This window comes from Amycolatopsis antarctica (genome assembly GCF_002262875.1).
GTDB classification, from domain to species: Bacteria; Actinomycetota; Actinomycetes; order Mycobacteriales; family Pseudonocardiaceae; genus Amycolatopsis; species Amycolatopsis antarctica.
Genome location: NZ_NKYE01000005.1, coordinates 120,680 through 146,025, shown reverse-complemented (window position 1 = coordinate 146,025; position 25,346 = coordinate 120,680). Strand labels below are relative to the sequence as shown.

26 protein-coding genes and 1 tRNA gene are annotated in these 25,346 nt (G+C 70.0%); 11 read left to right on the top strand and 16 right to left on the bottom strand.

Going from position 1 to position 25,346, the window contains the following annotated elements; translation table 11 throughout:
- Window position 1: 1 nt before the first annotated feature.
- Window positions 2-1,501 (top strand): adenylate/guanylate cyclase domain-containing protein, encoded by a 1,500-nt coding sequence (locus CFN78_RS10370; RefSeq protein WP_094862508.1) that lies wholly within the window; start codon window positions 2-4, stop codon window positions 1,499-1,501.
- Between the two features lie 47 nt (window positions 1,502-1,548).
- On the opposite strand, the gene CFN78_RS10365 is transcribed toward CFN78_RS10370, so the two are convergent.
- Entirely contained in the window at window positions 1,549-2,574 is a 1,026-nt protein-coding gene (locus tag CFN78_RS10365) for a beta-ketoacyl-ACP synthase III (protein ID WP_476692351.1), read from the bottom strand.
- A gap of 264 nt (window positions 2,575-2,838) precedes the next feature.
- On the opposite strand from CFN78_RS10365, the gene CFN78_RS10360 reads away from it, so the two are divergent.
- On the top strand, window positions 2,839-3,960 hold the full coding sequence (locus tag CFN78_RS10360) for a winged helix DNA-binding domain-containing protein (RefSeq protein WP_094862506.1): 1,122 nt from the start codon (window positions 2,839-2,841) through the stop codon (window positions 3,958-3,960).
- 20 nt (window positions 3,961-3,980) lie between these two features.
- Here CFN78_RS10360 and CFN78_RS10355 read toward each other — a convergent pair whose 3' ends face one another.
- The 3 genes from CFN78_RS10355 to CFN78_RS10345 form a co-directional block, all read right to left on the bottom strand.
- A complete protein-coding gene (locus tag CFN78_RS10355) occupies window positions 3,981-4,391 on the bottom strand; it encodes an Imm70 family immunity protein (RefSeq protein ID WP_094862504.1) in 411 nt (136 codons plus the stop codon).
- A 74-nt stretch (window positions 4,392-4,465) separates the two neighbouring features.
- The gene (locus CFN78_RS10350; RefSeq protein WP_094862503.1) at window positions 4,466-5,671 is read right to left on the bottom strand and encodes a glycoside hydrolase family 3 N-terminal domain-containing protein; all 1,206 of its coding nucleotides are present in this window, start codon (window positions 5,669-5,671) and stop codon (window positions 4,466-4,468) included.
- Window positions 5,668-5,850: a hypothetical protein gene (locus tag CFN78_RS10345; RefSeq protein WP_094862501.1), complete on the bottom strand. Its 183-nt coding sequence runs from the start codon at window positions 5,848-5,850 to the stop codon at window positions 5,668-5,670. The genes CFN78_RS10350 and CFN78_RS10345 overlap by 4 nt, the downstream gene beginning before the upstream one ends.
- A gap of 135 nt (window positions 5,851-5,985) precedes the next feature.
- Between CFN78_RS10345 and CFN78_RS10340 the strand changes: the two genes are divergently transcribed.
- Both CFN78_RS10340 and CFN78_RS10335 read left to right on the top strand, forming a co-directional pair.
- Window positions 5,986-6,264, top strand: a complete 279-nt coding sequence (locus CFN78_RS10340) for a DUF2277 domain-containing protein (protein ID WP_094862694.1) — start codon at window positions 5,986-5,988, stop codon at window positions 6,262-6,264.
- A gap of 39 nt (window positions 6,265-6,303) precedes the next feature.
- Window positions 6,304-6,690 (top strand): hypothetical protein, encoded by a 387-nt coding sequence (locus tag CFN78_RS10335; protein WP_094862500.1) that lies wholly within the window; start codon window positions 6,304-6,306, stop codon window positions 6,688-6,690.
- Window positions 6,691-6,827: 137 nt separating this feature from the next.
- On the opposite strand, the gene CFN78_RS10330 is transcribed toward CFN78_RS10335, so the two are convergent.
- The 3 genes from CFN78_RS10330 to CFN78_RS10320 form a co-directional block, all read right to left on the bottom strand.
- A tRNA-Ser gene (locus CFN78_RS10330) sits at window positions 6,828-6,912 on the bottom strand.
- 21 nt (window positions 6,913-6,933) lie between these two features.
- On the bottom strand, window positions 6,934-7,410 hold the full coding sequence (locus CFN78_RS10325) for a MarR family winged helix-turn-helix transcriptional regulator (protein ID WP_094862498.1): 477 nt from the start codon (window positions 7,408-7,410) through the stop codon (window positions 6,934-6,936).
- Window positions 7,411-7,974: 564 nt separating this feature from the next.
- Entirely contained in the window at window positions 7,975-9,534 is a 1,560-nt protein-coding gene (locus tag CFN78_RS10320) for a M28 family metallopeptidase (protein WP_094862496.1), read from the bottom strand.
- Window positions 9,535-9,892: 358 nt separating this feature from the next.
- On the opposite strand from CFN78_RS10320, the gene CFN78_RS10315 reads away from it, so the two are divergent.
- Complete coding sequence (locus tag CFN78_RS10315; RefSeq protein ID WP_094862494.1) at window positions 9,893-10,870, top strand: NAD(P)H-quinone oxidoreductase; 978 nt, start codon at window positions 9,893-9,895, stop codon at window positions 10,868-10,870.
- Window positions 10,871-10,883: 13 nt separating this feature from the next.
- On the opposite strand, the gene CFN78_RS10310 is transcribed toward CFN78_RS10315, so the two are convergent.
- Window positions 10,884-12,083, bottom strand: coding sequence for a cysteine desulfurase-like protein (locus CFN78_RS10310; RefSeq protein WP_094862492.1), 1,200 nt, complete (start codon window positions 12,081-12,083; stop codon window positions 10,884-10,886).
- Between the two features lie 146 nt (window positions 12,084-12,229).
- On the opposite strand from CFN78_RS10310, the gene CFN78_RS10305 reads away from it, so the two are divergent.
- Window positions 12,230-12,820, top strand: coding sequence for a bacterial proteasome activator family protein (locus CFN78_RS10305; protein WP_094862491.1), 591 nt, complete (start codon window positions 12,230-12,232; stop codon window positions 12,818-12,820).
- Window positions 12,821-12,855: 35 nt separating this feature from the next.
- Here the strand turns inward: CFN78_RS10305 and CFN78_RS10300 are convergent, their stop codons facing one another.
- Complete coding sequence (locus CFN78_RS10300) at window positions 12,856-14,109, bottom strand: polysaccharide pyruvyl transferase family protein (protein WP_094862489.1); 1,254 nt, start codon at window positions 14,107-14,109, stop codon at window positions 12,856-12,858.
- Between the two features lie 112 nt (window positions 14,110-14,221).
- On the opposite strand from CFN78_RS10300, the gene CFN78_RS10295 reads away from it, so the two are divergent.
- Genes CFN78_RS10295 through glfT1 form a run of 4 tightly spaced genes read left to right on the top strand, consistent with a single transcriptional unit; the run spans window position 14,222 to window position 17,814 of the window.
- Window positions 14,222-15,085: a class I SAM-dependent methyltransferase gene (locus tag CFN78_RS10295; protein WP_094862488.1), complete on the top strand. Its 864-nt coding sequence runs from the start codon at window positions 14,222-14,224 to the stop codon at window positions 15,083-15,085.
- 46 nt (window positions 15,086-15,131) lie between these two features.
- A complete protein-coding gene (gene wzm / locus CFN78_RS10290; RefSeq protein ID WP_094862693.1) occupies window positions 15,132-16,076 on the top strand; it encodes a galactan export ABC transporter permease subunit Wzm/RfbD in 945 nt (314 codons plus the stop codon).
- A 3-nt stretch (window positions 16,077-16,079) separates the two neighbouring features.
- Window positions 16,080-16,892: a galactan export ABC transporter ATP-binding subunit Wzt/RfbE gene (gene wzt, locus CFN78_RS10285; RefSeq protein ID WP_094862486.1), complete on the top strand. Its 813-nt coding sequence runs from the start codon at window positions 16,080-16,082 to the stop codon at window positions 16,890-16,892.
- Window positions 16,893-16,896: 4 nt separating this feature from the next.
- Complete coding sequence (gene glfT1 / locus CFN78_RS10280) at window positions 16,897-17,814, top strand: galactofuranosyltransferase GlfT1 (RefSeq protein WP_094862485.1); 918 nt, start codon at window positions 16,897-16,899, stop codon at window positions 17,812-17,814.
- Between the two features lie 63 nt (window positions 17,815-17,877).
- Here the strand turns inward: glfT1 and CFN78_RS10275 are convergent, their stop codons facing one another.
- The 5 genes from CFN78_RS10275 to CFN78_RS10260 form a co-directional block, all read right to left on the bottom strand.
- A complete protein-coding gene (locus CFN78_RS10275; protein ID WP_094862483.1) occupies window positions 17,878-19,380 on the bottom strand; it encodes a PPE domain-containing protein in 1,503 nt (500 codons plus the stop codon).
- 2 nt (window positions 19,381-19,382) lie between these two features.
- On the bottom strand, window positions 19,383-19,976 hold the full coding sequence (locus CFN78_RS10270; RefSeq protein ID WP_094862481.1) for a DUF3558 family protein: 594 nt from the start codon (window positions 19,974-19,976) through the stop codon (window positions 19,383-19,385).
- Entirely contained in the window at window positions 19,973-20,434 is a 462-nt protein-coding gene (locus CFN78_RS28710; protein ID WP_133116318.1) for a hypothetical protein, read from the bottom strand. Before CFN78_RS28710 ends, CFN78_RS10270 begins: the two co-directional genes overlap by 4 nt.
- Window positions 20,435-20,437: 3 nt before the next feature.
- Window positions 20,438-20,944, bottom strand: coding sequence for a hypothetical protein (locus CFN78_RS10265; protein ID WP_094862480.1), 507 nt, complete (start codon window positions 20,942-20,944; stop codon window positions 20,438-20,440).
- A gap of 150 nt (window positions 20,945-21,094) precedes the next feature.
- Window positions 21,095-21,874, bottom strand: a complete 780-nt coding sequence (locus tag CFN78_RS10260) for an ESX secretion-associated protein EspG (protein WP_094862478.1) — start codon at window positions 21,872-21,874, stop codon at window positions 21,095-21,097.
- 144 nt (window positions 21,875-22,018) lie between these two features.
- On the opposite strand from CFN78_RS10260, the gene CFN78_RS10255 reads away from it, so the two are divergent.
- Window positions 22,019-22,270, top strand: coding sequence for a hypothetical protein (locus tag CFN78_RS10255; RefSeq protein WP_094862476.1), 252 nt, complete (start codon window positions 22,019-22,021; stop codon window positions 22,268-22,270).
- Between the two features lie 9 nt (window positions 22,271-22,279).
- On the opposite strand, the gene CFN78_RS10250 is transcribed toward CFN78_RS10255, so the two are convergent.
- Together CFN78_RS10250 and CFN78_RS10245 are read right to left on the bottom strand one after the other, a co-directional pair.
- A complete protein-coding gene (locus CFN78_RS10250; protein ID WP_094862475.1) occupies window positions 22,280-23,302 on the bottom strand; it encodes an acyl-CoA dehydrogenase family protein in 1,023 nt (340 codons plus the stop codon).
- A gap of 88 nt (window positions 23,303-23,390) precedes the next feature.
- Window positions 23,391-25,304 (bottom strand): glycosyltransferase, encoded by a 1,914-nt coding sequence (locus CFN78_RS10245; protein ID WP_094862473.1) that lies wholly within the window; start codon window positions 25,302-25,304, stop codon window positions 23,391-23,393.
- Between the last annotated feature and the right edge of the window lie 42 nt (window positions 25,305-25,346).

Genomic DNA, 25,346 nt, shown 5'->3' with positions numbered 1-25,346 from the left:
AGTGCCCAGACTCTTCCGGCCGGCCAGGTTCCGCGCCGCGTTGCGTACCAGCCTCGGCTTCGCGGTACTGGGCGTCGGCTCCAGCGTCATCGGCTCGGCTGTGGTGTTCCTGCTGCTGGTGCTCCAGGGCATCCCGGGCGACACCGGCGATCGCGGCTGGGTGCTCGTCGCCTGCGCCGCGGGCTACGTCGGGTTGTCGCTGGTCGCGGGCTCGGCGTGGACGGCGATCCTGCAACGCCGCACGGCCGTGTGGTTCGCGCTCGGCCGTCCGCCCTCGCCGGACGAGGCGCGCCGGGCACTGCGGCTGCCCGCCCATCTTTCGTTCATCAGCGGCACGCTCTGGGCCGCCGGTGCGCTCACCCTCGGCATCCTGACCTGGACGCTCGGCTCCGCCCTCGACGCGCTCGGCGTGTTCCTGGTGATCGCGATCGGCGGGCTCACCACCGTCGGCCTCACGTACTTGATCGCCGAGTGGGTCGGCCGCCCGGTGATGACGCTGGCCCTCGACGTCTCGCCGCCGCAGGACCGGCTGCCGACGACCGTGCTGATCCGGCTGGCGGTGACCTGGGCGCTGGCCGGTGGCGTGCCCTTGCTCGGCGTGCTGCTGGTGCTGGTGCCGCCCGACCTCGGCACGCGCGAGCCGACCCCGAGCCTGGTGGTGCTGGCGGTGACCGGTCTGGTCACCGGCGCCGTCGCCACCGCGCTGCTGGCCAGGGCGGTGGCCTCGCCGCTGCGGCAGTTGCGGCGGGCGCTGGCCCAGGTCGCCCGCGGCCGCACCGACATCTCGGTACCGGTGGACGACGCCAGCGAGATCGGCATGCTCCAGGCGTCGGTGAACGATCTGGTCGCCGGATTGCGCGAGCAGGAACGGATGCGGGACCTGTTCGGCAGGCACGTCGGCGCCGACGTGGCCAGGCACGCGCTCGAACACGGCGCCTCGCTCTCCGGCGACGTCCGCGAGGTGACGGCCCTGTTCGTCGACGTCGTCGACTCGACGGTCCTGGCCTACCGCCTCCCGCCACAGGAGCTGGTGGACATGCTGAACCGGCTGTTCGACGCGGTGGTGGGCGCGGTGGGCACGCACGGCGGCCTGGTGAACAAGTTCCAGGGTGACGCGGCGCTGTGCGTGTTCGGCGCCCCGAGCAGGCTGGCCGATCCGTCGACCTCGGCCCTGCAGGCGGCCAGGGCGATCCGTGACGCGGTCGCCGCGCAGGGCGAGCTGGACCTGGGCATCGGCGTCTCGTCCGGGGTCGTGTTCGCCGGGCAACTCGGCACCAGTTCCCGCTTCGAGTACACGGTGATCGGGGACGCGGTGAACGAGGCCGCCCGGCTCACCGAGAGCGCGAAAGGGGTACCGGGGCGGATCCTGGCCAGCTCCGGCGTCATCGAGACCTGCGCCGCGCGGGAGCGGGAACGCTGGTCGCCGCACGAGCCGATCCGCCTGCGCGGCCGCAACGAGCCCACCTCCACCTGGCTCGACGACGGCACACCAGGCCCCTGACACCCGCCCGCCCCAGCACCCCGTGTCGCGCGCCCCAGCAGGCCGTCTCAGGCGAGCGCGACGTCCGGCCAGCGGAGCAGTGTCGCACCCCAGGTCAGCCCGGCCCCGAAGGCGCTCACCAGTACCCGGTCGCCGGCCTTCAGGCTGCCATCGGCGACGGCATCGGCGAAGGCAAGCGGGATCGAGGCGGCGCTGGTGTTGCCGGTGCGCTCGATGTTGACGACCAGGCTGTCCAGCGGGAGACCGAGCTGCTTGGCGACGGCGTTGAGGATGCGGATGTTCGCCTGGTGCCCGACGAACCGGTCGACGTCGGCGACGGTCCAGCCGGCCTGGTCCAGAACGGCGCGCGAGCACTCGGCCATCCGGGCGGCGGCGTGCCGGAACACCGCCGTGCCCCGCATGTCGAGGAAGTAGTCCGCCGGGTTCTCCGAGTGGCGCTGCCGGGCACCACCCGCGCGGACCATCAGCAGGTCGGCGAGCTCACCGTCACTGTGCAGGTCGAACGGACCGAGCGCGCCGGGCTCCTCGGACGTTCCGGCACGCAGCACGACGGCTCCCGCGCCGTCGCCGAAGATCGGCACCGTGCCCCGGTCCTCCGGGTCGACGAGGGTGGTGAACGCATCGGCACCGATGACCAGAATCCGTTGTGCCACACCGGAAGCGATCAACCCCGCCGCGGTGGCGAGAGCGTAGACGAAGCCGCTGCAGACGGCGTTGACGTCGAAGGCGGCGATCCCGCCGAGCCCGAGCCGACTCGCCACCTGCGGTGCGCTGCCGGGGCAGACCTGGTCGGGCGTGGCGGTGGCGAGGACCAGCGCGTCCACCCGATCGAACCCGGCGGAGCGCAGCGCCCGCGACCCCGCCTCGGTGGCGAGGTCCACTGTGGACGTTCCGGGATCGACGACGTGCCGCTCGTGGATTCCGGTACGGGTGCGGATCCATTCGTCGGAGGTGTCGAGCGTCCTGGAGATCTCCTCGTTGTCCACGACGCGCGGCGGCAGCCAGGCGCCGAGCCCGGCGAGCACCGCGGCGCGCCCGCCTTCGGCGGACGCGTGTTCCGTGGGCACCTGAATTCCTCCAACGAACCGGGAAAGGCAGAGTCGCACGAGCGCGCGAACCGGGTCTCCATACTTTTATGGCCTACTATTCGGTAGACCTTGCGCATGTGATTCAGGTCACCAGGTGACACTTGTCCATGCGATCAGTGCCATGGCGATCACCGGCCGCGCCGTGTATAAGTCCTCGGATTTCGCGAATATTCTTCCCATTCCGTCGCCGTCACCGTCGGACCGTTCTGCCAGAATTTCCCGATCATCGGATCGACGCGGGGAGCGGGCATGCGGGCGGAACCCGGGACGGTACTCGGCACCCGCGCGCTGAACCGGGCACTGCTTGCCCGGCAACTGTTGCTGCGCAAGGAGAAGCGTCCGGTGCTGGAGGTCGTGGCGCACCTGGCCGGCCTGCAGGCCCAGGCGCCGTGGCCGCCGTACTACCAGCTCTGGAGCCGGATCAAGGACTTCGAACCCGGCGAGCTGGCCGGCTGCCTGCTCGACCGCAGTGCCGTCCGCATCGTCGTCATGCGGGGCACCGTGCACCTGGTCACCGCTGAGGACGCCCGCTTCCTGCGCGCCGCCGTGCAACCCGTCATGGACCGCGACCTGAGCGGCAACCCCACGCTCCGGCCGAAGATCGCCGGGATCGATCACGCCGAACTGGTCGGTGCCGCCGTCGAGGCGCTGGCCGCCGAACCGCTCACCGGGGCCCGGCTCGGGGCCGAGCTCGGACGACGGTGGCCGGACCGGGACCGCTCCGCCCTCGTGCACGCGGCGCGGAACCTGCTGCCCCTGGTCCAGGTGCCGCCGCGCGCCGTCTGGGGCCGGTCCGGGCAGCCGACGTTCGCCACCGTGCGGCAGTGGCTGGGCGCGCCGCTCGATCCGGACCCCGACCTCGGACGCCTCGTCCTGCGGTATCTCGCGGCGTTCGGCCCCGCGACCGTCATGGACGTGCAGGCCTGGTGCGGCCTGACCAGGCTCGGCGAGGTGGTGGACCGGCTGCGGCCGGAGCTGGTCACCTTCCGCACCACCGACGGCCGGGAGCTGTTCGACCTGCCGGACGCGCCCCGGCCCGACCCGGCCACCCCGGCACCGGTGCGCTACGTCGCCGAGTTCGACAATCTGATCCTCTCGCACGCCGATCGCAGCCGGGTGATCAGCGAGGAGTACCGGCGGCGCATCACCACCGTCAACGGCATCTTCCCCGGCACGATCCTGGTCGGCGGCTTCGTCCGCGGCACCTGGCGGATCGAACGAGCCAAGGACCGCGCCGAACTCCTCGTCACACCGTTCGAGGCGATCTCGAAACGGGACACGGCCGCGCTGAAGGCGGAGGGCAGACGGCTGCTGTTCTTCGCCACCGGCGGATCCGGTGCACCTGAGGTTCGCCTGCTCCCGCCCGGCTGACCTGCCGGGCCCCGCGCGGCTCAGGCGATCCGTACGTCCGTGCCGTGTTCCTCCGCGTGCGCGAGCAGGTCGTCCATCACCTCGAACAGGTCCTCGCCGTCGCTGGTGATGAAGTAGTCGCCGAGGCTGGTGACGTCCGGGCTCACCTCATCGCCCCACGGGGGTTTCGCGGTGCGGTCCTCGATGTCCCAGACCACGTGCCGCGGCTCGAAGTCGCCCAGCTCCGCCCGCACCACACGCAGCTCACGCCGGGCCTGCGCGACCTGGTCGGCGGGCAGCGTGCCCTGGTAGAGCGAGTCCATGACGGCCGGAAACCGGCTGCCCCAGCGGCTGTACTCCAGCCGGACCGCGGCCGTGGAGAAGAACGCGTGCACGAAGCTCGCGCTGCCGAGTTCCGCCGACTCGTCGTGTGCGTGCAGGCCGACCGTCATCCCGGTTCCCTTCTGCCGTCGATACGCTCATCGTGGTCCGCACGAAGCGCCGGAACAACTGTCCGCGCGGCGCGTCAGCCGCACAGGTTCTTGCCGATGAGCACCCGGTCCAGCGACTCGCGCACCCGTTCCGGCGGCAGCTCGCCGGATGCCTGCGCGGCCTCCAGCCGGTCGAGCACCTCGCCGACCCGGCCACCCGAGGACCACAGGGCCTGATCGGCCCCGGCCTGCAGGGACTTCAGTACGGCCTCCGGCAGGGTGTAGCGGTCGGCGATCGCCTTCATCGCACCGAGGTCGTCGGTGACGACCGGGCCGGTGAAGCCGAACTCACCGCGCAGCAGGCTGTACGCGGGCTCGGCGAGCGAGGCGGGCTCGCCGTTCGTCAGCTCCGGCACGTCCAGGTGCCCGACCATGACACTGACGCCCGGATAGTCGCCGATCCCCCGGTACGGCACCAGGTCACGCTCCGCGAGCGCGGACAGCGGCGGCGTGGAAACCAGCGACTGGTGCGAGTCCCCGTCCGCGCCGCCGTGGCCGGGGAAGTGCTTGAGCACCGGGGCGACCCCGGCCTCGCGCAGCCCCTGGGCGAAGGCGAGCGCGTACTCGCGCACCACTGCCGGGTCGTCGCTGAACGCACGGTCGCCGATGACTGAGCCGCCGGGTTGGTCGCTGACGTCGGTCACCGGGGCGTAGTCCACCGTCACCCCGCGGGCGGCCATCGCCTCGCCCCGGGTCCGGCCCAGGTCGCGGACCTGGTCGGAGGTCATCGTCCGCGCCATCTCCCTGGCGCTCGGGATATCGCCGTCGAGTTCGTCGATGCGCTGCACGCGGCCGCCCTCGTCGTCCACGGCCACCGACATCGGCACCGTCGAGGCCTGCCGGGCCACAGCGAGCGCGTCCCCCTGCAACAGGGCCGTCGCGTTGCCGCCGATGAAGATGCCGCCGACCTGTTCGTCCCTGGCGAGCTGGGCGGGCAGCACGGTGTCGTCGCCCTCGACGCCGACCACGACGAGCTGCGCGAGCCGCTGCCGCGGCGACATCCCGGCCACCACCGGCTCGCACGGCCCGGCCTGCGGCTGTGGCGGTGTGGTCGAGGACGGCGACGGTGGCTGGGACGGCGACGGCGTTGTCGGCGGCGGGCTGGGCGGCGGTGCGGCCGGGTTGGCGGATCCGGTCTCCGCCGGGCCGCAGTTGGTCACGACGCCGCCGGCCAGGGCCGCGCCGAGCAGGGTCGTGAGCAGTAGCCTCGTCGTACCGGGCCTGCGGGTGAACCTCGTCATCGGACCTTCGTGTTGCCGTCAGAACCGCCAGTGGTGTCCAGCCGTTTCGCGTAGCAGTCGTCCTTCGCGAAACCCTGCGCGTCGCACCAGCGGTTCGCCTCGTCGGCGTTACCGAACCTGCCACCGGCAACCGTAACCCAGTAGTCCGGGTGCTCGAAGCTGGTCCAGTCTCCACTCACGGACAGCCTGCTGCTCCGAGCCTGCCGCCGACCATCCGGGGTCGCGCTTTCCAGGGCCGGAACCCGCCAACGTTGCGCGGAAACCGATGACCAGCAGGACGCGAGTTGTCGGTGTTCGGACGTATGGTGTTTTCCATGTGCCGCAACATCACCACGCTCCGCGGCCTCGAACCGTCGGCGACCGCCGAGGAGATCGAGGCCGCCGCGCGTCAGTACGTACGCAAAGTCAGTGGGGTCCAGTCGCTCTCGGACGCGACGCGGGATCCGTTCGAAGCCGCCGTCGCCGAGGTGACGGCCACGACCACCCGGCTGCTCGCGGAACTGCCGGACCGCCGCAGGCCACCGGCGAACGTCCCGCCGCTGCGCAGGCCCGAGGTACAGGCCCGCATCGCCGCGAAGGCCGCCAAGTCCTGAACAGCGCCGTCCAGCACCACCTCAGCCGACCGGGGTTTCATGCCGAACGTTCGACGCCTGGTGACCCTCGCCGATGTGGACGGGCCCGACGATGCCGTGGTGTCCGTGTCGGCGCTGCACGAGGCGGAACTCGACGACGGGAGTCGGGTGCTGCTACTCGACGATCGCGGCTGGGGATCCTCGGGGCGCTGGGCGGACAGCTCGGCTGAGCGGGTCCGCGAGTTCACCCGCACGGTGGTCGGCCCGGACGAACCGCCGCCCGGCCGTTCGCGCGCCGACATGGCGGCTCTTCACTGGGACACCCTGCGGCGCACCATGCTCCGCGCGGGCATCGTCGTCGACGCTGCCGAACTCGCCCGGCTACCCCACGACGTCCTGCTCAGCCCCCGGCTACTCGCACGCCTCGACCCCGCCGCGCCCGGCTGACTCTTGAACAGCGATATGTCGACGTATTGCGTCTGTGGAGCCTGACGGGCCGCGTAAAGGAATCGCGGAGAACCGCACCGAACGACGAACGCCCGGCCCGCCGTGCCGGGTCCGGGCGTTCGTAATGGTGGACCGTGCGGAAGCGGAGGGATTTGAACCCCCGGTGGGTTGCCCCACGTTCGCTTTCAAGGCGAATGCATTCGGCCGCTCTGCCACGCTTCCCGTGGGGACGAGCGTAACGGGTCAGCCTTCGTCCTCGGTGAGGTGTGCGAGCACGCGGGAGAAGGCCTGCCCCATTGCCCGCTGCTCGTCCGGCGTCAGCAGGTCGATGAGATGCCCGCGAACGCCGGTGACATGTGTGGGCGCGGATTCGTCCAGCCGCCGCTCACCCGCCGGGGTCAGCTCCGCGACCACGCCGCGCCGATCCTCCGGGTCCTGCGCGCGGCGTACCAGCCCCGCCGCCTCCATCCGGCCGACCTGATGCGAGAGCCTGCTCTTGGTGGAACCAAGCATGCTCGCCAGTTCGGTCATCCGGATCCGCTTGTCCTCGCTCATCGACAGGCAGACGAGTACCTCGTAGTCGGTGAGCGAGATGTCGTGCTGATCGGTGAGCTCCCGGTGCAGGCGATGCCGCAGCATGAGCGTCGCGACCACGTAGGAACGCCAGGCCAGCATCTCGCGCTCGGACAGCCAGCGGACATCGTCGGAAACCTCGCTCATTCACGGCAGAGTAGAACCTCACGGCCGGGGGCACCGAACAGTGTCCCCCCGACTTCCGGGAACCGTGCGTAATGCCCCCGGAAGTGGGATTACGAAACGGTTGTGACCTTGCCGGGAAAGGCGCATCCTGAGGTGACGGTGGAGTTCGGGTGCGGCAGTCGGCACGCCGGCCGGGCATTCCGGTCCCTCGGCCCGCCGGGAGAGGCAAGGTGGTGCTGTGATCGCTGATTCCGAGCGGTTGACCGCCCGCTGTGTCCCCACGACCGGTGCGGAAACTACTCCGACCCGATCGCGACTGTGAACAGCGCGGGATTCACGCAATGCGCCGGGAAACCGTGCGCGCAATTCGGCGTCGTCCGAGCCTGTATCGGCAGCGGCTTCATCACCGCTCCGCAGCGCCACACGCCGGCCCGGTACGCGGCCGACCGCATATTCGACAACAGAACACCTCGGTAATCCTGGGTGCGGCCCCCGAAAGGGGTGCCGCACCCAGGCTTTCGTGTCCCGTACGACGGCCCGCCACCTGTGTTCAGGTGACGGGCCGTCCGGTGTGCGGTCGCTGGGTCAGCCGGCGAGCGCGTGCGGGTCGCCGGCGGTGTCCGCCACCCGCATCGTCCGCTGGACGGACCTGGTGTCGGCCGTCTGCTTCTTGTTCTTGCCCGCCTTCGCCGGGACGCCGTTGACGTCCTCGGTGCTGATGGCGTAGCTGCCGACCGCCCAGGCGACGGCGTCGGCGTTGCGGTCCAGCGCGACGCGATCGACGTTGCCCAGGTTGTCGCAGGCGCTGTGGTAGCAGGCGTCGTAGGCCACACCGGCCTGCCCGCCCCACTTCGACGTCTGCTCCGGCGTCTTGATGTCCTCGGCGCCGGTGAACAGGCCGCCCGAGGGGATGCCGACGGCGATGAACTCGCCGTAGTCGGAACGGCCGTCGAAGTCGGTGCCCTCCGCCTCGACGCCCTGCGAGCCGAGGAAGCCGGTCAGCTTCTGCTCGATCTGCCCGGAGCCGTACGGCCCCGCACCCGCACCCTCGCCGTCGGAGTCGTCGCCGTCGTAGGCGAAGTACGCCGCGTTCGGCGAACCGATCATGTCGAAGTTGAGGTACAGCGAGATGTCGAGCTGCTGCTCGAAGCTGAGCTGGTTGACGTAGTGCGTCGAGCCGACGAGGCCGAACTCCTCAGCGCTCCACCAGGCGAAGCGGACCGAGTTGTTGACCTTCGGGCTGCCGCCGAGCTGCAACGCCGTTTCCAGCAGGCCGGCCGAACCGGTGCCGTTGTCGTTGATGCCGGGGCCTTCCGGGACGCCGTCGAGGTGCGCTCCGGCCATCACGACGTTGTCCTTGCGGCCCGTCTTGGTCTCCGCGACGACGTTGTACGAGGTGCGTTCTTCGGTGAACGTGCGCAGTTCGAGGTTGACGTCCGCACCGTTCTGGGCGATGAGCGCCTCACCGTCGGCCTTGCTGACACCGCCTGCCGGGATGCGGGCGAGCGAGGGGTCGCCGAGCGTGCCGTTGAGCGGACCGTCCTCGTTGTTGTAGACGATCACACCGGCGGCGCCGGCGTCGGCCGCCGCCACCTGCTTCTCGCCGAACGAGCAGGAACCGCGCTGTACCAAGGCGATCTTGCCGGTGACGTCGCCGTAGTCGGCGACCTCGCAACCGGGGGTCGCGTCCGGGGCGACCGCGGCCAGCGGCGCGGTGAGTCCGCCCTCGGCCGTCGACGGGCTGTAGGTCATCACGGTGATCGGCACGTCGGCACCGGCCACGGTCAGCCGCTGCGCGAGCGTCTCGCTGAAGGTGAACGGGAATTCCTGCCTGCTCACCAGGTACCCGGCCGCTTCGAGCTTGCCCGCGATGTACTCGGCGGACTGCTCGTGCCCGGGCGTCGCGGCGGCCCGGTTGCCGCCGTTGGTGTCGGCGATGCGCTGCATGGCCATCAGGTGCCGGTTGATGGCACCGACGTTGACGTCCTTGACCAGCTTCTTGGCGAGCGCGGGGCCGTCCGGCGGTGCGGACGGGGCCGCGGCGGCGGGCGTGGAGCCGAGCACCAGGCTGGTCGCGGCGGCGAGCACCACGGCCGGTGCGAGCCCTCGTGCGGACGCCCGCCGCGGCTTCGATCGACGAGACATGGACACAATCCTCTTCTCATGGCAATGAATGCGGAAGCGATGCCCGTCGTGCGCCCCCGAGGCACGGGCCTGCTGATTCCGGCTACCTTTGTGCGTTTCACCCCGCAGGTCAAGGTTTTCATGCTGTTGGCCTAGACAGTTGGGTTGCTTCAACGTCTTCACCTGCGGATACGTCGGGAAAGTACGTAAATAACGGAATCCCGGCGCAGTCGGTAACAGAATGACCCGTTCTGTTACGAAACAGATTCTTTACCGAGTAAGAATTGCGGTGAAAGCGACAACCAGTGTCGTCGTGGCCGGTAGCCGCCGCGCCCGCGGCGTCCGGCGGCCAGCACCGCCCGCCACTACAGTCGCAGGCATGCGTGCGATCACGATCCGCGAACCCGGCGGCCCGGAGGTCATGGAATGGACGGAGGTCGCGGACCCCGTTCCGGCTGCGGGCGAGGTACTGCTCGAGGTCACCGCGGGGGCGGTGAACCGGGCGGACATCCTGCAGCGGCAGGGCAACTACCCGCCACCGAAGGGCGCCAGCGAGATCCTCGGTCTCGAGTGCTCCGGCACGATCGCCGAACTCGGTGACGGGGTCGAGGGCTGGCAGGTCGGCGACGAGGTGTGCGCGTTGCTCGCCGGCGGTGGCTACGCGGAGAAGGTCGCCGTCCCGGCCGGTCAGTTGCTGCCCGTGCCCGGCGAGGTCGGCCTGCTCGCCGCCGCCGGACTGCCCGAGGTCGCCTGCACGGTGTGGTCGAACGTCGTGATGGACGCGGGCCTGACCGAGGGCGAGCTGCTGCTCGTGCACGGCGGCGCGGGCGGCATCGGCACGCACGCCATCCAGGTCGCCAAGGCGCTCGGCGCCACCGTCGCGGTGACGGCGGGCTCGGCGGACCGGCTCGACCGCTGCCGCCAGCTCGGCGCGGACATCGCGATCAACTACCGCGAACAGGATTTCGTCGAGGAGCTGAAGAAGGAGACCTCCGGCGCGAACGTCATCCTGGACAACATGGGCGCGTCCTACCTCGGCCGCAACCTCGACGCGCTGGCCACCGGCGGCAGGCTCGTGGTGATCGGCATGCAGGGCGGCGTCAAGGGAGAGCTGAACGTCGGCAAGCTACTCGGCAAGCGGGCCAGCGTGTCGGCGGCCGGGCTGCGCGGCCGCCCGCTGGCGGAGAAGGCCGCCATCGTCGCGGACGTGCGGGAGAACCTGTGGCCGCACGTCGAGCGGAGCACCGTGCAGCCGATCGTCGGCCAGGTCGTGCCGATGGCGGAGGCGGGTGACGCGCACCGGGCCCTCGACGAGGGCGGAGTGTTCGGCAAGGTGCTGCTGGCAGCCCGTTCCTGACCGGCGCGGATGGTCAGCGAAGGTCGTTCAGTACCCGGACGAGCTGGTTGATCTCGAAGACGTTCGAGTAGTGCGCCAGGCTGATCCGCACGGCGCCGCCGACCTCGCCGACGCCGAGCGACTCGAACAGGCCGCTGGCACCGTCGTCGGCGAAGGCGCACATCCCCTGCGAGGCCAGGTATTCGGCGACCTCGGGTGCCTTGCGCCCGGCGACGGTGAACGCCAGCGAGGGCACCCGGCGCATCGCGTCGCCGATCACCATCACATGCCGCAGTGAACGCAGCTCGGTGGCGAGCTGCGCGATCAGCCCGGCGTGGTACGACTTCGTCGAGTTGAGCGAGGTCCGCAACCGTTCCCGGCGGCTGCCGGTGGCGGCGTCGTCCAGCCCGGCGAGGTAGTCGATCGAGGCGACCAGGCCGGCGAGCAGCGGATAGGCGTGCGGGCCCAGTTCCAGCCGGGCGGGGCCCTGCGCCTCGGGTTCCAGCGAGACCGAGGGCAGACGTTCCAGCAGGTCCGGATCGCGGAACACGAGCGCGCCGATCGACGGCCCACCCCATGCCAGCGCCGAGACCACCATGACGTCGGCGCCCGAGGAGTTGATGTCCAGCGGGACGAACGGCGCCGCGTACGTCGCGTCGACCACGACCCGCGCGCCCACCCGCTTCGCGAATTCCGCCACCGTCGGCACGTCCGGCCGGGTGCCCACCGAACCGGAGGCAGCGGTGACCGTGACCAGCTTCGTGCGGGCGGTGACCAGCGACTCGTACTGCCAGGCCGGAAGCTCGCAGGTCTCGATGTCGATCTCGCTCCACCTGGTGACCGCCCCCGCGCGCTTCGCCACCCGCAGCCACGGCGCCAGGTTCGCCTCGTCGTCGAGCCTGGAGACCACGATCTCGTCGCCGAGCGTCCAGCGGTCGGACATGGCGTCGGCGAGCCTGCGCAGCAGCACGGACGCACTGGGTCCGAGCACGACTCCTGCCGGGTCCGCACCGACCAGATCGGCAACGGCCCGTCGTGCCGCACCGACGATGCTTTCCGCACGGTGTGAGGCCGGAAAAGCGCCGCCCGGCCCGGAAACCGGCGCGCGCATCGCCGTCGACACGGCGGAGGCGACCTGTTCGGGGATCAGCATCCCTGCCGCGCCGTCGAAGTGAATCCAGCCATCACCCAGAGCGGGAAACAACCCACGAATCCGAGCGACGTCGAACGCCATGCGCACACCGTACGGAGCGTCAGTTTCGCGCTGCGTCCGGGGTTGGCATCCGGCGGAGCGTCGTGCGGCGCGATGCCCGAACCGGACTACTCTGTGCGACACGTGCCGTTACCGGCGCGGACGTACCGCCCGTGACACCGGCGAGGATGGAGCACATGAGCGAGTCGAACTTCCCGAGCGAGGGCACCTTCACCGGCGGAGACGGGGGCGAGCAGGCCCAGCCGCACCGGGTGGTGGTGGTCGGCCCGGACGGCTCCCCCGTGGGCACCGCCCGCCTCGACCAGTCCGGCGAGGCGGAACCGGGCGAGTCCGTCGGCGATCTCGTCGAGGAACCGGCGAAGGTGATGCGGATCGGCACGATGATCAAGCAGCTACTGGAGGAGGTGCGCGCGGCACCGCTCGACGACGCCAGCCGTAATCGCGTCCGCGACATCCACCAGACCTCGATCAAGGAGCTGGAGCAGGCGCTCGCACCGGAGCTGCAGGACGAGCTGGAACGCCTCGTCGCACCGTTCACCGAGGACGCCACCCCCTCCGACGCGGAGCTGCGCATCGCGCAGGCACAGCTCGTCGGCTGGCTGGAGGGCCTGTTCCACGGCATCCAGACGGCGTTGTTCGCCCAGCAAATGGCGGCCAGGGTGCAGTTGGAGCAGATGCGCCGCGGCCTGCCACCGGGCGCGTCCGCGACCGGCGAGGCCCCTGCCCCCGGCATCAGCGGGACCGGCCAGTACCTCTGACCGTGCTCCGCCCGCCCGCCTGCCCGGCGGGCGGGTCAGCGGCCGAGCAGCTTGCCCAGCCTGCTCACCGGTGCGGCCGGCGTGGTCTCCTCGGCCGGCTCGCCCGGCGTCGCCGAGGCGCGCGGCACCGGTGCGTAGACGGCGTCGGCCAGCTCCCGCTTCCGGTGCGCGAGACGGGCCACCAGGTCGGCGTCGAAACCGCCGGTGACCGGCCGTTCCGGCACCTCCCCCGCCGCCATCGCCTCGATGTCGTCGACGACCGTCCAGCCGGATCCCAGTTCGGTGAGCGAGCGGTGCTTGGTCGCGTAGTAGTCCGGCCGCACCGAGATCGCCACCCCGGCGACCCCCGCCGAGGCGGCCACCAGGTGCGGGTGGAAGCGCGTGGAGAGCCAGGTCTGCCCCTCGGCGACCGGCAGACCGTGCGCCCAGACGTCCGGGAACGGGTAGAACCGCGCGCCCGGCAGCTCGTGCTCGAACAGCGCGTACACGTCCCGGTCCACCCTCGGGATGCCCTCGACCACGCCCACGTTCTCCGGCGCGACCTTCCACGCCCGCAGCGTCGCCAGCACCCCGGCGGCCAGCGTTCCCGCGCCCTCGTCGAGCAGGTCGGACTGCAGGCAGAGCATCACCTCGGGCGCGTCCCCCTTGGCGAAACGGGCGGGCCCCATGCCGAGGAAGGCGTCGTCCGCCCCGGTGGGAACGCCCAGCAGCGCGGCGGATCCGTCGTCGCGGACGTCGACGAGTTCGAAGCGATCGGCCAGCGCGCGCAGCAGCGGGGCCACCCCGTCGGCCGCGGGCAGCAAGCCCTGACCGGTCATCGCCGCCCGGCCACCGGACCGTCGCACCGCGGCGGCCGCCCCGGCGAGCACGCCGATGTGCCGGGGCCACACCTGATTGACGTAACCGCCGCCGAGCAGGTGCACCACCTCGGCCCTGGCGAGCAGTTCCACGCCGTGGTGCCAGCGCGGCATCATGCCCGGGTTGTGCACGACCTCCTGCACCCAGTTGGCCGCTTCCCACGGATCGTCGGAGGGGGCACCCTCGGCCAGCCGCCAGAGCGTGTCGGTGAACCGCACCCGGGGGTGATGCGAGGACAGCAGGACGGCCGCTCCGCCTGGCGAGTGCGTGTCCACCCAGACGTCCGCCTCGGGCGCCGTCTCCGCCAGGTAGTCCAGCCAGGCGGCAGCGATCAGCTCGTCGCCGTAGTTCGGGAACCCGGCGGGCGCGACGAGGTAGAACAGCCGTCGATCTCCGGCACGTTCCCCGTCCACTTCGTCAGAAAGCGGCATCGGGCAATGCTAGGGGGGCCCGTTCGAGTGACTCGACCCCCGTGTCCGGTTTACCCGGGCGAGGAGTCTCCGGCGATCTATGATGCGTCTCCAGGTGCGGGAAAGGACTGCCATGATCGCCAGATTGCGTGATCTGCTGCGGATCGAGCCGGTCCGGCGGGCGGTGCGGGACAAGACCCAGCGCGCCGTGGGCGAGGTCGTGGAACCACTGCACGACGAGCACGCCGAACGCCTGGAGCGACTCGAACGCGAGGTCGCCGAGCTGCGCGCCAAGGACCTTCCGGAGTTGCGCGAGCTGCTGTCCGGGCAGCAGCGGGAACTACTGGACCGGCTGGTCGAGTTCGAGGTGCGAACCCGCCGCGACATCGTCTACGCGAGCGATGTGGACACGACTCGCGACACCGGGCGGTTCGTCGCCGAGCAGATGCCGGGCGCCCGGCGCTTCGCTCACCCACACGAGACGCTCAGGTACGCACTGTCACTCGCGCCGCAGGGCGGGATGGCGCTGGAATTCGGCGTATACCGGGGCGAGACCCTGCGCGTCATCGCCGGGGAACGCACCGGAGCGGTGTACGGCTTCGACTCGTTCCAGGGTCTGCCGGAGGACTGGCGGCTCGACTTCCCGGCGGGCACCTTCGACGTCGACGGCCTGCCCAGCGTGGACGGCGCCGAACTCGTCGTCGGCTGGTTCGCCGAGACCCTGCCCGGCTTCCTCGACGCGCACCAGGCACCGGTGGACTTCCTGCACGTCGACGGCGACCTCTACAGCTCCGCCCGTACCGTGCTCGACCTGGTCGGACCGCGCCTGCGTCCGGGCAGCGTCGTCGTGTTCGACGAGTTCTTCAACTTCCCCGGATGGCGTGATCACGAGTACCGCGCGTGGCAGGAGTATGTCGCCCGGACCGGCACCCGATTCGGTTACGAGGCCTACACCTATTCCGACGAACAGGTAGTAGTGCGCATAACCGCCGAGTAACGACCGGGTGCCGGGGCCCGTGACCCTGCTGAGTACCCTCACGAACGTGCAATCGACCAGCACGATCAACGAGGCCACCGCAGCCACCGCGGCAACGACACCGCCGGTGTCCGACAGCCGTACCTGGAACCGCGCGTTCGGCGACATCAGGCAGGGGTTCCGCAGCCGGGAGCTGTGGGGACACCTCGGCTGGCAGGACATCAAGCAGCGCTACCGCCGCTCGGTGATCGGTCCGTTCTGGATCAGTATCGCCACCGGCACAATGGCGCTGGGCCTCGGCTTCCTCTACTCGGCGCTGTTCGAGATGAAGGTGCAGACCTTCCTGCCGTACATCACCGCCGGGTTCATCATCTGGCAGTTCATCCTGGGCTGCGTCACCGAGGGCGCCGAAACGTTCATCTCGAACGAAGGCGTGATGAAGCACCTGCCCGCGCCGCTGACGGTTTACGCGTTGCGCACGGTGTGGCGGCAGATCCTGCTGCTCGCGCACAACATGATCATCTACGCGATCATCCTGGTCATCTTCCTCGGCACGCTCGGCAGCGAGTACAAGATGGCCAAGACCGACCCGGCCACCGGCGACACCCCCGGAACGCTGCACCCGGGGATCTCGTTCGACATGCTGCTCGCCATCCCCGGCTTCGTCATGCTCGTCGTCACCGGTGTGTGGGTTGCGCTGCTGTTCGGCGTCATCTCGGCCCGGTTCCGCGACATTCCCCAGGTGATCCAGAGCCTGGTGCAGCTCGTCTTCTACGTGACTCCGATCATCTGGACTCCCGACCTGCTCGGTCAGCGCGGTGCCGCGATCAGCCAGGCGGCTGTGCAGTTCAACCCGCTCTACCACTACGTGCAGGTGGTGCGGGCGCCGCTGCTCGGTCAGCACGTCGACTGGTGGAGCTGGCTCGTCGTCCTCGGGCTCTCCGCGATCGGCTGGGGCCTGGCACTCATTGCCCTGAAGAACTACCGCTCGCGCGTCTCGTATTGGGTGTGACAGATGGTCAGCATTGAGGTTCACCAGGCCTACGTCGATTTCCCGATCTTCGACGCGAAGACCCGTTCGATGAAGAACCGGGTCCTCGGCAAGGTCGGCGGCAAGATCGGCACCGACTCGAAGGTCCCGGTCATCGAGGCCCTGCACGACATCTCGCTGTCGGTGAAGGAAGGCGACCGGATCGGGCTCGTCGGCCACAACGGCGCGGGCAAGTCCACCCTGCTGCGGCTGATGTCCGGCATCTACGAGCCCACTCGCGGGTCGGCGAAGATCACCGGCAAGATCGCGCCGGTCTTCGACCTCGGCGTCGGCATGGACCCGGAGATCTCCGGCTACGAGAACATCATGATCCGCGGGCTGTTCCTCGGCATGACGCGCAAGGAGATGGAGAAGCGCGTCGACGACATCGCCGAGTTCACCGAACTCGGCGACTACCTGCAGATGCCGCTGCGCACCTACTCCACCGGTATGCGGGTGCGGCTGGCGCTGGGCGTGGTCACCACCATCGACCCGGAGATCCTGATCCTGGACGAGGGCATCGGGGCCGTGGACGCGGCGTTCCTGAACAAGGCGCGCAACCGTCTGGTGGATCTGGTGAAGCGTTCCGGCCTGTTGGTCTTCGCTTCGCACCAGGACGACCTACTCTTGGAGCTCTGCACGTCGGCCATCTGGATGGACGAGGGCACCATGAAGATGCAAGGCACACTGCGCGAGGTCCTGACGGCGTACAAGGGCCGTGATCCGTTCGAGAACATCAGCGCCGAATCCGCGGAGCGCATGGGCATCGAGCGCGACGTCGCGATCAAGGGCGAGTGACACGATGAGCAGCGCGGACGCGATCGGCGCCCCCTTCGGCGAGGACGCCGTGGTGGCGGTCGTCGTCACCAGGCACCGGCGGGACCTGCTCGCCGACTCGCTCAAGATCATCTCGGCGCAGACGCACCCGGTGGACCACCTGGTCGTCGTCGACAACGGCCCCGACCAGCCCGCCCGCGAGATCGTCGAGAACTGCGGCCTGCCCGTCACCTACCTGCCCTCGCACCGGAATCTCGGTGGGGCGGGCGGATTCGCTCTCGGGATGCTGCACGCCCTGTCACTCGGTGCGGGCTGGATCTGGCTCGCCGACGACGACGGCAGGCCCGCCGACGAGACCGTGCTGGAGACGCTGCTCGGGGTGGCGAAGGACCGCGACCTGGCGGAGGTCTCCCCCGTCGTCGCGAACATCGACGCCCCCGAGAAGCTCGCGTTCCCATTGCGGCGCGGGCTCACCTGGAAGCGTTCGGCCGACGAACTGGGTGAGGACTTCCTGCCCGGCATCGCCTCGCTGATGAACGGCGCGCTGTTCCGTGCGTCCACTTTGGACGTCGTGGGCGTGCCGGATCTGCGGCTGTTCTTCCGCGGCGACGAGGTCGAACTGCACCGCAGACTGGTCCGTTCCGGGCTGCCCTTCGGCACCTCGTTGCAGGCGACCTACTTGCACCCCAACGGTTCCGACGAGTTCAAGCCAATGCTCGGCGGACGTTTCCACGCGCAGGACCCGGACAACGAGGTCAAGCGCTACTACACCTACCGCAACCGCGGTTACCTGCTTTCCCAGCCGGGGATGCGCAAGATCGGCGCACTGGAGATCTTCCGCTTCGGCCTCTACTTCGTCGGCGTGAAGCGCGATCCGAAGGCGTTCGCGCAGTGGCTCAAGCTCGTCCGGCAGGGACGCCGCGAGCAGTTCTTCCGCTACTGACCGGCACATACGCGAATCGGCCGCCACTCCCTTGCGGGGGTGGCGGCCGATTCGTCGTCGTGTCTACTCGCCGATGACCGGCGGGGCGGTGCGCTGGTTGGTGCCGAACACCTCGTCCGGGTCGCCCTCCACGAGGTACGCGGGGCGGGTGTGCTCGGCGTCCTCCTCACCCTTGTTGCCGCGGCCGCCGGCACCGGCCATGCCCGCGGGGCCCATGCCGCCACGTCCGGCACCGGCCGCACCGGCGCCACCGCGGCCCGCCGCGGCCTCGGCCGCCCCGACTCCACCCGGCTTGGCCGCACCCGATCCGGGGCCGGCACCCGCGTTGGCGCCGGAGCTGCCACCGGGACCGAAACCGCCGCCGCGGCCGGACCTGGCGTTGTGGTCGGCGCCGCCGCCCGCGCCACCCATGGCGGCACCGACCGGCATCGCACCCATGCCGCCCATCGGGGACGAGGAGTTGTTGCCGCCGGAGCGCGGCGGCGCGAACGCCGGCGGCCGGTTACCGGAAGGCCGCGTGCCGCCGGGGGGCATCGAACCACTGCCGGTGCCCGGTCCCTTCGGCAACGGCGCCGGGATGGGCGCCGGATTGCCGGGGTTGCCAGGGTTACCGGGATTGCCGGGGTTGCCGCCGACGGGTCCGGGGCCCGGGTTTCCGCCCTCGTATCCGGAGGCCCCGGTGTTGCCAGGGGCGGTTCCGGTGCCCGCGCCCGCGTCCACCGGGGTGACGCTGTGGCTGTAGTTGCCGCCGGTCTGGCCGAACTCGGGCGGCTGCGCGAAGGCGGGCGTCTGCGAGGCGGCGCCGTACAGGTCGCCGTCGTAGGTGCTCATCACCCTGGCGGCCTCGTCGTGCGCCTCGTTGCTGGCCTCGTACGTCTTGTAGCTGTCGCCGATGGCGGTGACCAGGCCGCCGAGGCCGTCGGCTGCACCCCACTTCGCCATCTCGCTGTCCCAGCTGAACGGCACCGGCTCCGGCATCGCGTTACGCGCCGTCTCACCGGACTGGCTCTGCGAGTAGACGCGGTCGGCGGCGAGCTGCGCGGCCTGGCCCGTCTCGTCGCTCCAGCTGCCGAGGCCGGAGACGAAACCGAACGCCGACTCCGCCGCGGAACCCTTCCAGGTGGCGTTCGAGGTGTTGGCCGCGTTGTTCAGCTCGTCGCCGAAGGTGGCCATGGCGTTGGCCAGCTCGGTCCAGGCGCTGGAGACGTCGGAGACCTGGCCGGGCTCGATCGTCTGCACCATGTCCTTCATCTGCTGGTGCTCGAAGCCCAGGTAGTCGGAGTCGGACGCGTCCAGGCCGTCACGGTAGTTCGCGTTCTCCGCGAGCTGCTGCGACTCGGCCTGCGCGGCCTTCTCGGCGTTCGTCGTTCCCACGGCCTGGGCCCGCAGGTTGTCGAACATCTGGAAGAAGCCCGGGTCGTTGGGGTCGTACCCGGCGTCGATCATCTCCTGCTGCAGCGCCTGGTCACGCGAGGTGTACGGTCCGCTGTCGCCGCCGTACGGATCGGTTTCCGACGCGGGCGGAGCGCCAGCCGGGGTCGATCCCGGTCCCTGAGGTGCGGACATGACTACTCCCCTTCCTTGGGCAGCTTCGGCTCGACGATCTCGGCCAGTTTGCCGACGAGGTCGCAGGCTTCAGGCACCTCGATCGCCCCACTGGCCGAGAGGTCGACGCGAGCAGTGGGACCCATCTCGACGAACAGCTCGCAGGAACCACCGGTACCGCCAGCCAACTGCTTGGCGGTGCGCTCGCCGACTTTGCCGTCCGACACCTGGCCGGCGGTCACGTTCACTTCTGCCAGGCCCTGGGATGGCCGGATTGAGATGCCGAGCGCAGTAGCGCGCTCCCCGACGCTCCGCCCGATCCAGACACAGGAGCTAGTGGCCCCGAACCGCGCGCCCTTGTCCTCGCCCGGTCTGGTGACCCGGAACTCGGCGAACTCCTGCTCACTACCCAAGTCGCACGCCTTGAGCGCCGCAAGCTCAGTGTTGTCACCAGGGCCGGGCACGGTCGAACTGCCTGGCATGGAACTCGCCGACGGCTGCGGTGCTCCACCGCTCTGCGGCGCGGGCTGTGCGCTGCCCGCTTCTGAGCAGCCAGCCGCGAGGGCAGCGGACAGCACGGCGACCGAGCACAAGCCGCCGCGAATGCGTGTCTTCATCGTCGATCAGCCTTGCCCTTCTCGTCGAACTCCATAACGCAATGCGCATGCCTAGGCGACACCTTCGCGAGGCCCAGTCTCGATGATGTCGGCCAGCTTGATGGCATAGTCACGACCTTTGGCACCTTGTATGACACCGTCGGTTGTGACGTCATCTCACCTTTGGCCGCCATCCAAAGTGAGCAGGCAGACGCCGCCATCATTGCCCGCAAGTTGCGCGGCCGAACTGTTGCCGACGCTCTCTCGGGAAGCTGACACTTCTCAGCAACCTCATCTCCGGAGTACATGTAGGCAAGCGAGCTGGCGGACTTGGCGTTCTGCGGCGCTTGCCCTTCCGACTCGTTCGGCCAACCGCCAGAAACGATCAGCAGAGGGTCTTCCTCAAAGCGACTGACCGAGCCCGACATCACGACCGCGACAGCCGTCGGCAGTTCCGCATGCCAGGAGACGATTGGCATCGCTCAAGCCTCGCTGTTCAACGGCTTGAAAGTCTGCTCCGCGTCGGCATCCATCTCAGCGTATTTCTCTTTAGCCTTGATGAAGGCCTCGCGAGCCTGACCGACAATCTCTTGAAGCGACAGCAACGCGGTTTCGTAGGACTTCTCGTCGCCACTCGCGGTCATTTGCGTGTGCCGGGATACAGCTTGGGCGTACGGGGAATCACCCAGTCGCGGGATTTGCTTCGCTCCCATAAGGCTGGTCTGGATACTGGCGATCGCTTCATCGAAACGGTCGAATGCCGCTATGTAGGCGTCGGCGCCTTCGGGGCTGATGGAGAAGCCGCCGGAGTTGGCCGCGTCGGTCAGTTTCTGCGCTTCGCCCTTGGTGCGATCGATGGCCTGCTTACTCATCGAGCTGCCGAAGAACGATCCGACGGCGCCGCCGATACCGGGCGCAGGCGGTCCGCTCGGCACGAAACCGGTGGTCCTGACGTCCGGCTGGCCGGGGTTCGGCACGAAACCCGTCATCGTTGCCCCACATCCTCGCTGTGTTTCGTCGGCGCGCAGTCTACTAGTGGCCACCACGCGCGAGGGCCACTTCCCGTACAGCCGTGACGCACGGACGACCTGGTGTGTGACGCGGTGACCGGCCCGCCGGTTCCCGAAGGCAGGCCGGGCCTACAGGTAGCCCTCCAACTGCGAATGCAGGTGCTGGGCGATTCGCGCGTTGTCGGCGGGGGCGTAGGTGATCCAGGTCTGCCCGTCGTCGGAGTCGCGGACGGTCATGAAGTACCGGCCGTCGTCGGTGTCGAACCAGGCCGTCGGGCTGAGGTCGGACGCCTTGCCGTTCTGGCCGCGGACGAACGCCGTGAACTGGCCGATCCGCAGCTTGGGCTTCTCGAAGATGCGCTCGACGTAGCGGACCTGGCTGGACGACTGGCTGCGCGGTGGCGCGACCCCGGCGAACGGGTCGTAGCCTCCGTCCGCGGCGTGCCTGCCCCGCGACTTGACCGGGGCGGACTTCGCGATCGTCACCGACTGCCCTGCCGCGGCGGGCGTCAGCGGCAGCAGGTCGACGATCGCCGGGACCAGCCCGGTGGGCCTGGCCTCGGCGAAGACGAGCAGGTTCTCGTCCTGTTTGACCACCGCCGCGAACTGGCCGTCGGACACTACTCGGGCGAACAGCCGTTTGCCGTCGTCGAGCTGGGCCGCGGCAGTGATGGCGACGGGCGAGGAGACGAAGGTGCGCAGGGCCAGCCCCACGTCGGCGTCGAGTCGTCCGGCGCGCATCAGCCCGCGGGACTCGAGGTCGCGGAACACGGCCTCCCGGACCTGGGCGCGCTGGGTGTGGGTGGTGCCGATGTGCGGAACCTGGAACGGAAACGGTGCGCGTCCCAGCTTGTCGTGCTCCAGCAGCATGTCCACCGCGGCCAGCGACAGCGAGAACGAATGCGGCATTCGCGGACCCCCTGCAGGCGCTTCGTACGATCGATACGCACGGTAACGCACGGCCATGCGGGTGCGCAGGCAGATCGCATGTTCGGCGTCAGCCGTCCGCGAACTGCCTTGCCCCGCGTGGGCGCACGCTGTTGTGGTGGTGGCATGTCCGAGAACAGACCCGAGAAGCCCGCCCTCGTCCTCCACCTCGCCGCAGGCGGTGAACCCCTGCTGTTCGCCCTGCCCGCCGACGCTGCGGCCGACCTCGGCACCCGCCTCACTCAGCTCGTCAAGAACAACGCCGTGGAGACCATCACCACCAGGGAGGGTTCCACGGTCGCGATCAACTTCGCGCACGTGGCGGTCGCCTACCTCGACGACCTCAACCGCAAGGGCAAGGTCTTCGGCCTGCACTGAGCACGACGGTCAGCGGCCGAACAGGCTCAGGAGTTCCGTCTTGATCTCCGGCCGCCCGGCCGCCACCAGGGTGAACGTCGCTTCCCGGGTGAGACGCTGGCCGTGCCCCGCGGACGCGGCGCCGGTCAGGATGCCCGCACTGCCCTCGGCAACGACCAGCAGACCCGCGGCCCGGTACGCCAGTTCGGAGGCGGCGGCCCTGGCCGCGGGCATGGCGGACGGGTCGGCCAGCGCCGCGTCGAGACCTGCCCGGGCGGAGGCCTGCTCGGCGCGCAACCCGGCCGCGACCCCGGCCTGCCCTCGTCCGTCGAGCAGCCGGGCGCAGCGTCCGGCCAGACCGGTGGCCACGCAGCCGTTCAGGCGGGAGCCGTAGATCATCCCGGCGGAGAACTCGGCGAAACCGACCTCGGCGAGCACCCGCCCGGCGGGCACCCGGTAGCCGTCGAAGCGCAGCCGGACGGTGTTGCTGCCCTGCGCCGCGACGAGGTCGAGTTCCTCGACGGCGAGCCCGGGACCGGCGACGGGGTCGACCAGCGCGTGCACGACGGTGTCGCCGTGCCTCGCGGTGAGCTGCAGAATGTCGATGACGCCCCAGCCGCTGACGAACGGCGCCTCGCCGTCGAACACGTAACCGTCCCCGTCGCGCTCGGCCCACAGCCGGGGCGGCTTCGGGATGGCGCCGGCGAAGGCCACGCCGCCCTTCACCGCGCCGCTGACCGCTCCGGCCAGGTAGCGCTCGCGCAGTTCGTCGCGCGCCGTGCCGGCCAGGCCCATCACCACGCCGTGGTGCTGCATCCAGGTGAACGTCGTGGTCAGGCAGGCCCCGGCGAGCGTTTCGAGGATCTCCACGATCTGGCCGAACTCCAGCCCGGGGCCGCCCGCATCGGCCGGGGCGGCGAGCCCGTAGAAGCCCTCGTCCGCGAGCGTCCCGAAGTGCGAGGCCGGCACCCGGCCCGTCCGGTCCACTTCCCGGGCGGCCGGAAACAGCACCGTGTCGGCGATCCGCTGGGCCCGTTCCACATAGTCCACCATGCGACTTAGGCTAACCTAAGTTGGACGGTGGCGGGACGCGAAACGGCCTGCCACCCGAATCGGATGACAGGCCGTCGCACGGAATCCACTACAGCTCGTAGAGACGCTTCCAGTTGTCCCGGCTGGTCAGCTCCGGCATGGCGCGCTTGTACTGCGCCTGCACGGCACCGCCCTCCTTGCGCAGACGCTGCACCACCTTCAGCGCGTGCTTGCCCAGCTCGAACATCCGCTCCCGGTCGTACTTGCGGACGCGGACGCCCTCCTGCGAGGCGTCGGTGACCACGGCGGTGTCGAACAGCGCGATGTGCCACCAGTGCGCCTCGTCGTTCGGCACGGCGCCGAGCGCGAAACGGGTCCGGCCGCGCAGCCGGTCGACGACCCGCTTGACCAGTACCGCACGCTGCATGCTCGGCCGCGGGGCGGTGTTGATGATGCCGATGTCGTTGGACGCGATGCCCGGGACCTCGGTGGCCGGGTGCTTCTTCGTCTCCGGGTACCGCGCCCGGATCTCGCGGATCTCCTTCATCGCGGCGACGCCGCCGTCACGCAGGATCTCCGGGCCCTCGAGGAAGTCCTCGACGGCCTTGATCAGCGTGGCCGTGAGGCCGTACTGCATGCCGAGCAGGTACCGCACCACCTGGGCCATCAGCACGCGGGAGAGCACGTTCAGGTTGAACGGGCTGTGCAGCGCCGCGGTGATGATCGAGTTGCGCAGGTTGAAGTAACGGTGCCACTCGTCCCAGTCCTTCCAGTGGAAGTCGGCGTGCCAGACGCCGGCACCGGGAAGCGTGACGGTGGGGAAGCCCGCGCCGCGGGCGCGGTAGGAGTACTCGGCGTCGTCCCACTGGAAGAAGAACGGCATCGGGTAGCCGATCTGCTTGACGACCTCGTACGGGATCAGGCAGGACCACCAGCCGTTGTATCCGGCGTCGAGGCGGCGCTCCTGGCGGTTCGGCTCGCCGGTCTCCTTGTCGACGCCCAGCAGGTCGGCGGTGTCGAGGCTGTGCTCCACCGGCACACCCGGCTGGAGCTGGTTGAGCTCCGCGTACTCGGCACCGACGTGGAGCTGGTGCGGGTGCAGCAGGTTGAGCATCTGCCCGCCGACGATGATCGGGTTGGCGGCGCGGTTGGAGAACGCCGTCATCCGGATGACCAGGTCCGGCTCGAGCAGCACGTCGTCGTCCATGAACAGGACGTTCGCGTGCTCGGTCTCGGTGTGCCCGGCGACCTCGTAGAGCCCGCGGGTGAAACCGCCGGCGCCGCCGAGGTTCGGCTGCTTGATGTACTTGAGCTTGTCGCCGAGGCGCTGCGCGACGTCGGCGAAGCCGTCCCGGGAGTCGACCTGGTCGGTGCCCTGGTCGGCGACGTAGATGGCGTCCAGCGTCTCCAGCGAGGAGATGTCACCCGCGAGCGCCTTGAGGTTGGACAGGCAGTCGTCGGCGCGGTTCATCGTGCAGATCGTCACCGCGGTGGGGCGGATCCGCTCCGGCGCCTCGACGGTCCAGCGCACGTTCTCCACGGTCAGCGTCTGACCGGCCTCGGTGGACAGGTCCAGCCACAGGGCGCCGCCGTCGAGGAACTTGTCGACCTTCGCGACCAGGCTGACCGCCTGCTGCTTCGCGCCCTCGACGACCTGGGCGGCGACGGTACGCGGCTCGCCCTCGACGTCCGAGGCGCCGACGGAGAGGTGCCCGGATCCGGTCACGACGGCCTCGACCGCGACCTCCTTGACGTTCGTCCACCGCTGCCAGTAGCTGGCGGGGAAGCGGCCGAAGTAGGTGTTGCCGGAGACCCGGGCGGACGGCTCCAGTGCGAGCGCGCCGCGCTGGCGGGAGGCGACGCCCTCGACCACCTCGGAGTAGAGATCCTTGCTCACCACGTCGGCCGGACCCGCGAACAGGCCGCGCTGGGCCAGCAGCCTGCCCTGCGGTGCGCGCTCGGTGAACGTCGTCGCATCGGCACCGGCAGGCGCCTTCACCGCGGTCGTGGCTTTACCTGCCATGAGTTCTCAGTCCTCCAAGGGATGTCCGTCGGGTGGTGCCCG

Bases quoted from the DNA above. Each gene is read 5' to 3' on its own strand.
- CFN78_RS10300 (WP_094862489.1), bottom strand. From the start codon at position 14,109: ATGCCGCTTTCTGACGAAGTGGACGGGGAACGTGCCGGAGATCGACGG.
- CFN78_RS10250 (WP_094862475.1), bottom strand. From the start codon at position 23,302: ATGGTGGACTATGTGGAACGGGCCCAGCGGATCGCCGACACGGTGCTG.
- CFN78_RS10325 (WP_094862498.1), bottom strand. From the start codon at position 7,410: ATGAGCGAGGTTTCCGACGATGTCCGCTGGCTGTCCGAGCGCGAGATG.
- CFN78_RS10255 (WP_094862476.1), top strand. From the start codon at position 22,019: ATGTCCGAGAACAGACCCGAGAAGCCCGCCCTCGTCCTCCACCTCGCC.
- CFN78_RS10335 (WP_094862500.1), top strand. From the start codon at position 6,304: ATGCCGAACGTTCGACGCCTGGTGACCCTCGCCGATGTGGACGGGCCC.
- CFN78_RS10245 (WP_094862473.1), bottom strand. From the start codon at position 25,304: ATGGCAGGTAAAGCCACGACCGCGGTGAAGGCGCCTGCCGGTGCCGAT.
- CFN78_RS10320 (WP_094862496.1), bottom strand. From the start codon at position 9,534: ATGTCTCGTCGATCGAAGCCGCGGCGGGCGTCCGCACGAGGGCTCGCA.
- CFN78_RS10355 (WP_094862504.1), bottom strand. From the start codon at position 4,391: ATGACGGTCGGCCTGCACGCACACGACGAGTCGGCGGAACTCGGCAGC.
- CFN78_RS10265 (WP_094862480.1), bottom strand. From the start codon at position 20,944: ATGACGGGTTTCGTGCCGAACCCCGGCCAGCCGGACGTCAGGACCACC.
- wzt (WP_094862486.1), top strand. From the start codon at position 16,080: ATGGTCAGCATTGAGGTTCACCAGGCCTACGTCGATTTCCCGATCTTC.
- CFN78_RS10315 (WP_094862494.1), top strand. From the start codon at position 9,893: ATGCGTGCGATCACGATCCGCGAACCCGGCGGCCCGGAGGTCATGGAA.
- CFN78_RS10260 (WP_094862478.1), bottom strand. From the start codon at position 21,874: ATGCCGCATTCGTTCTCGCTGTCGCTGGCCGCGGTGGACATGCTGCTG.
- CFN78_RS28710 (WP_133116318.1), bottom strand. From the start codon at position 20,434: ATGCCAATCGTCTCCTGGCATGCGGAACTGCCGACGGCTGTCGCGGTC.
- CFN78_RS10275 (WP_094862483.1), bottom strand. From the start codon at position 19,380: ATGTCCGCACCTCAGGGACCGGGATCGACCCCGGCTGGCGCTCCGCCC.
- CFN78_RS10295 (WP_094862488.1), top strand. From the start codon at position 14,222: ATGATCGCCAGATTGCGTGATCTGCTGCGGATCGAGCCGGTCCGGCGG.
- CFN78_RS10350 (WP_094862503.1), bottom strand. From the start codon at position 5,671: ATGACGAGGTTCACCCGCAGGCCCGGTACGACGAGGCTACTGCTCACG.
- CFN78_RS10340 (WP_094862694.1), top strand. From the start codon at position 5,986: ATGTGCCGCAACATCACCACGCTCCGCGGCCTCGAACCGTCGGCGACC.
- glfT1 (WP_094862485.1), top strand. From the start codon at position 16,897: ATGAGCAGCGCGGACGCGATCGGCGCCCCCTTCGGCGAGGACGCCGTG.
- CFN78_RS10360 (WP_094862506.1), top strand. From the start codon at position 2,839: ATGCGGGCGGAACCCGGGACGGTACTCGGCACCCGCGCGCTGAACCGG.
- CFN78_RS10310 (WP_094862492.1), bottom strand. From the start codon at position 12,083: ATGGCGTTCGACGTCGCTCGGATTCGTGGGTTGTTTCCCGCTCTGGGT.
- CFN78_RS10270 (WP_094862481.1), bottom strand. From the start codon at position 19,976: ATGAAGACACGCATTCGCGGCGGCTTGTGCTCGGTCGCCGTGCTGTCC.
- CFN78_RS10305 (WP_094862491.1), top strand. From the start codon at position 12,230: ATGGAGCACATGAGCGAGTCGAACTTCCCGAGCGAGGGCACCTTCACC.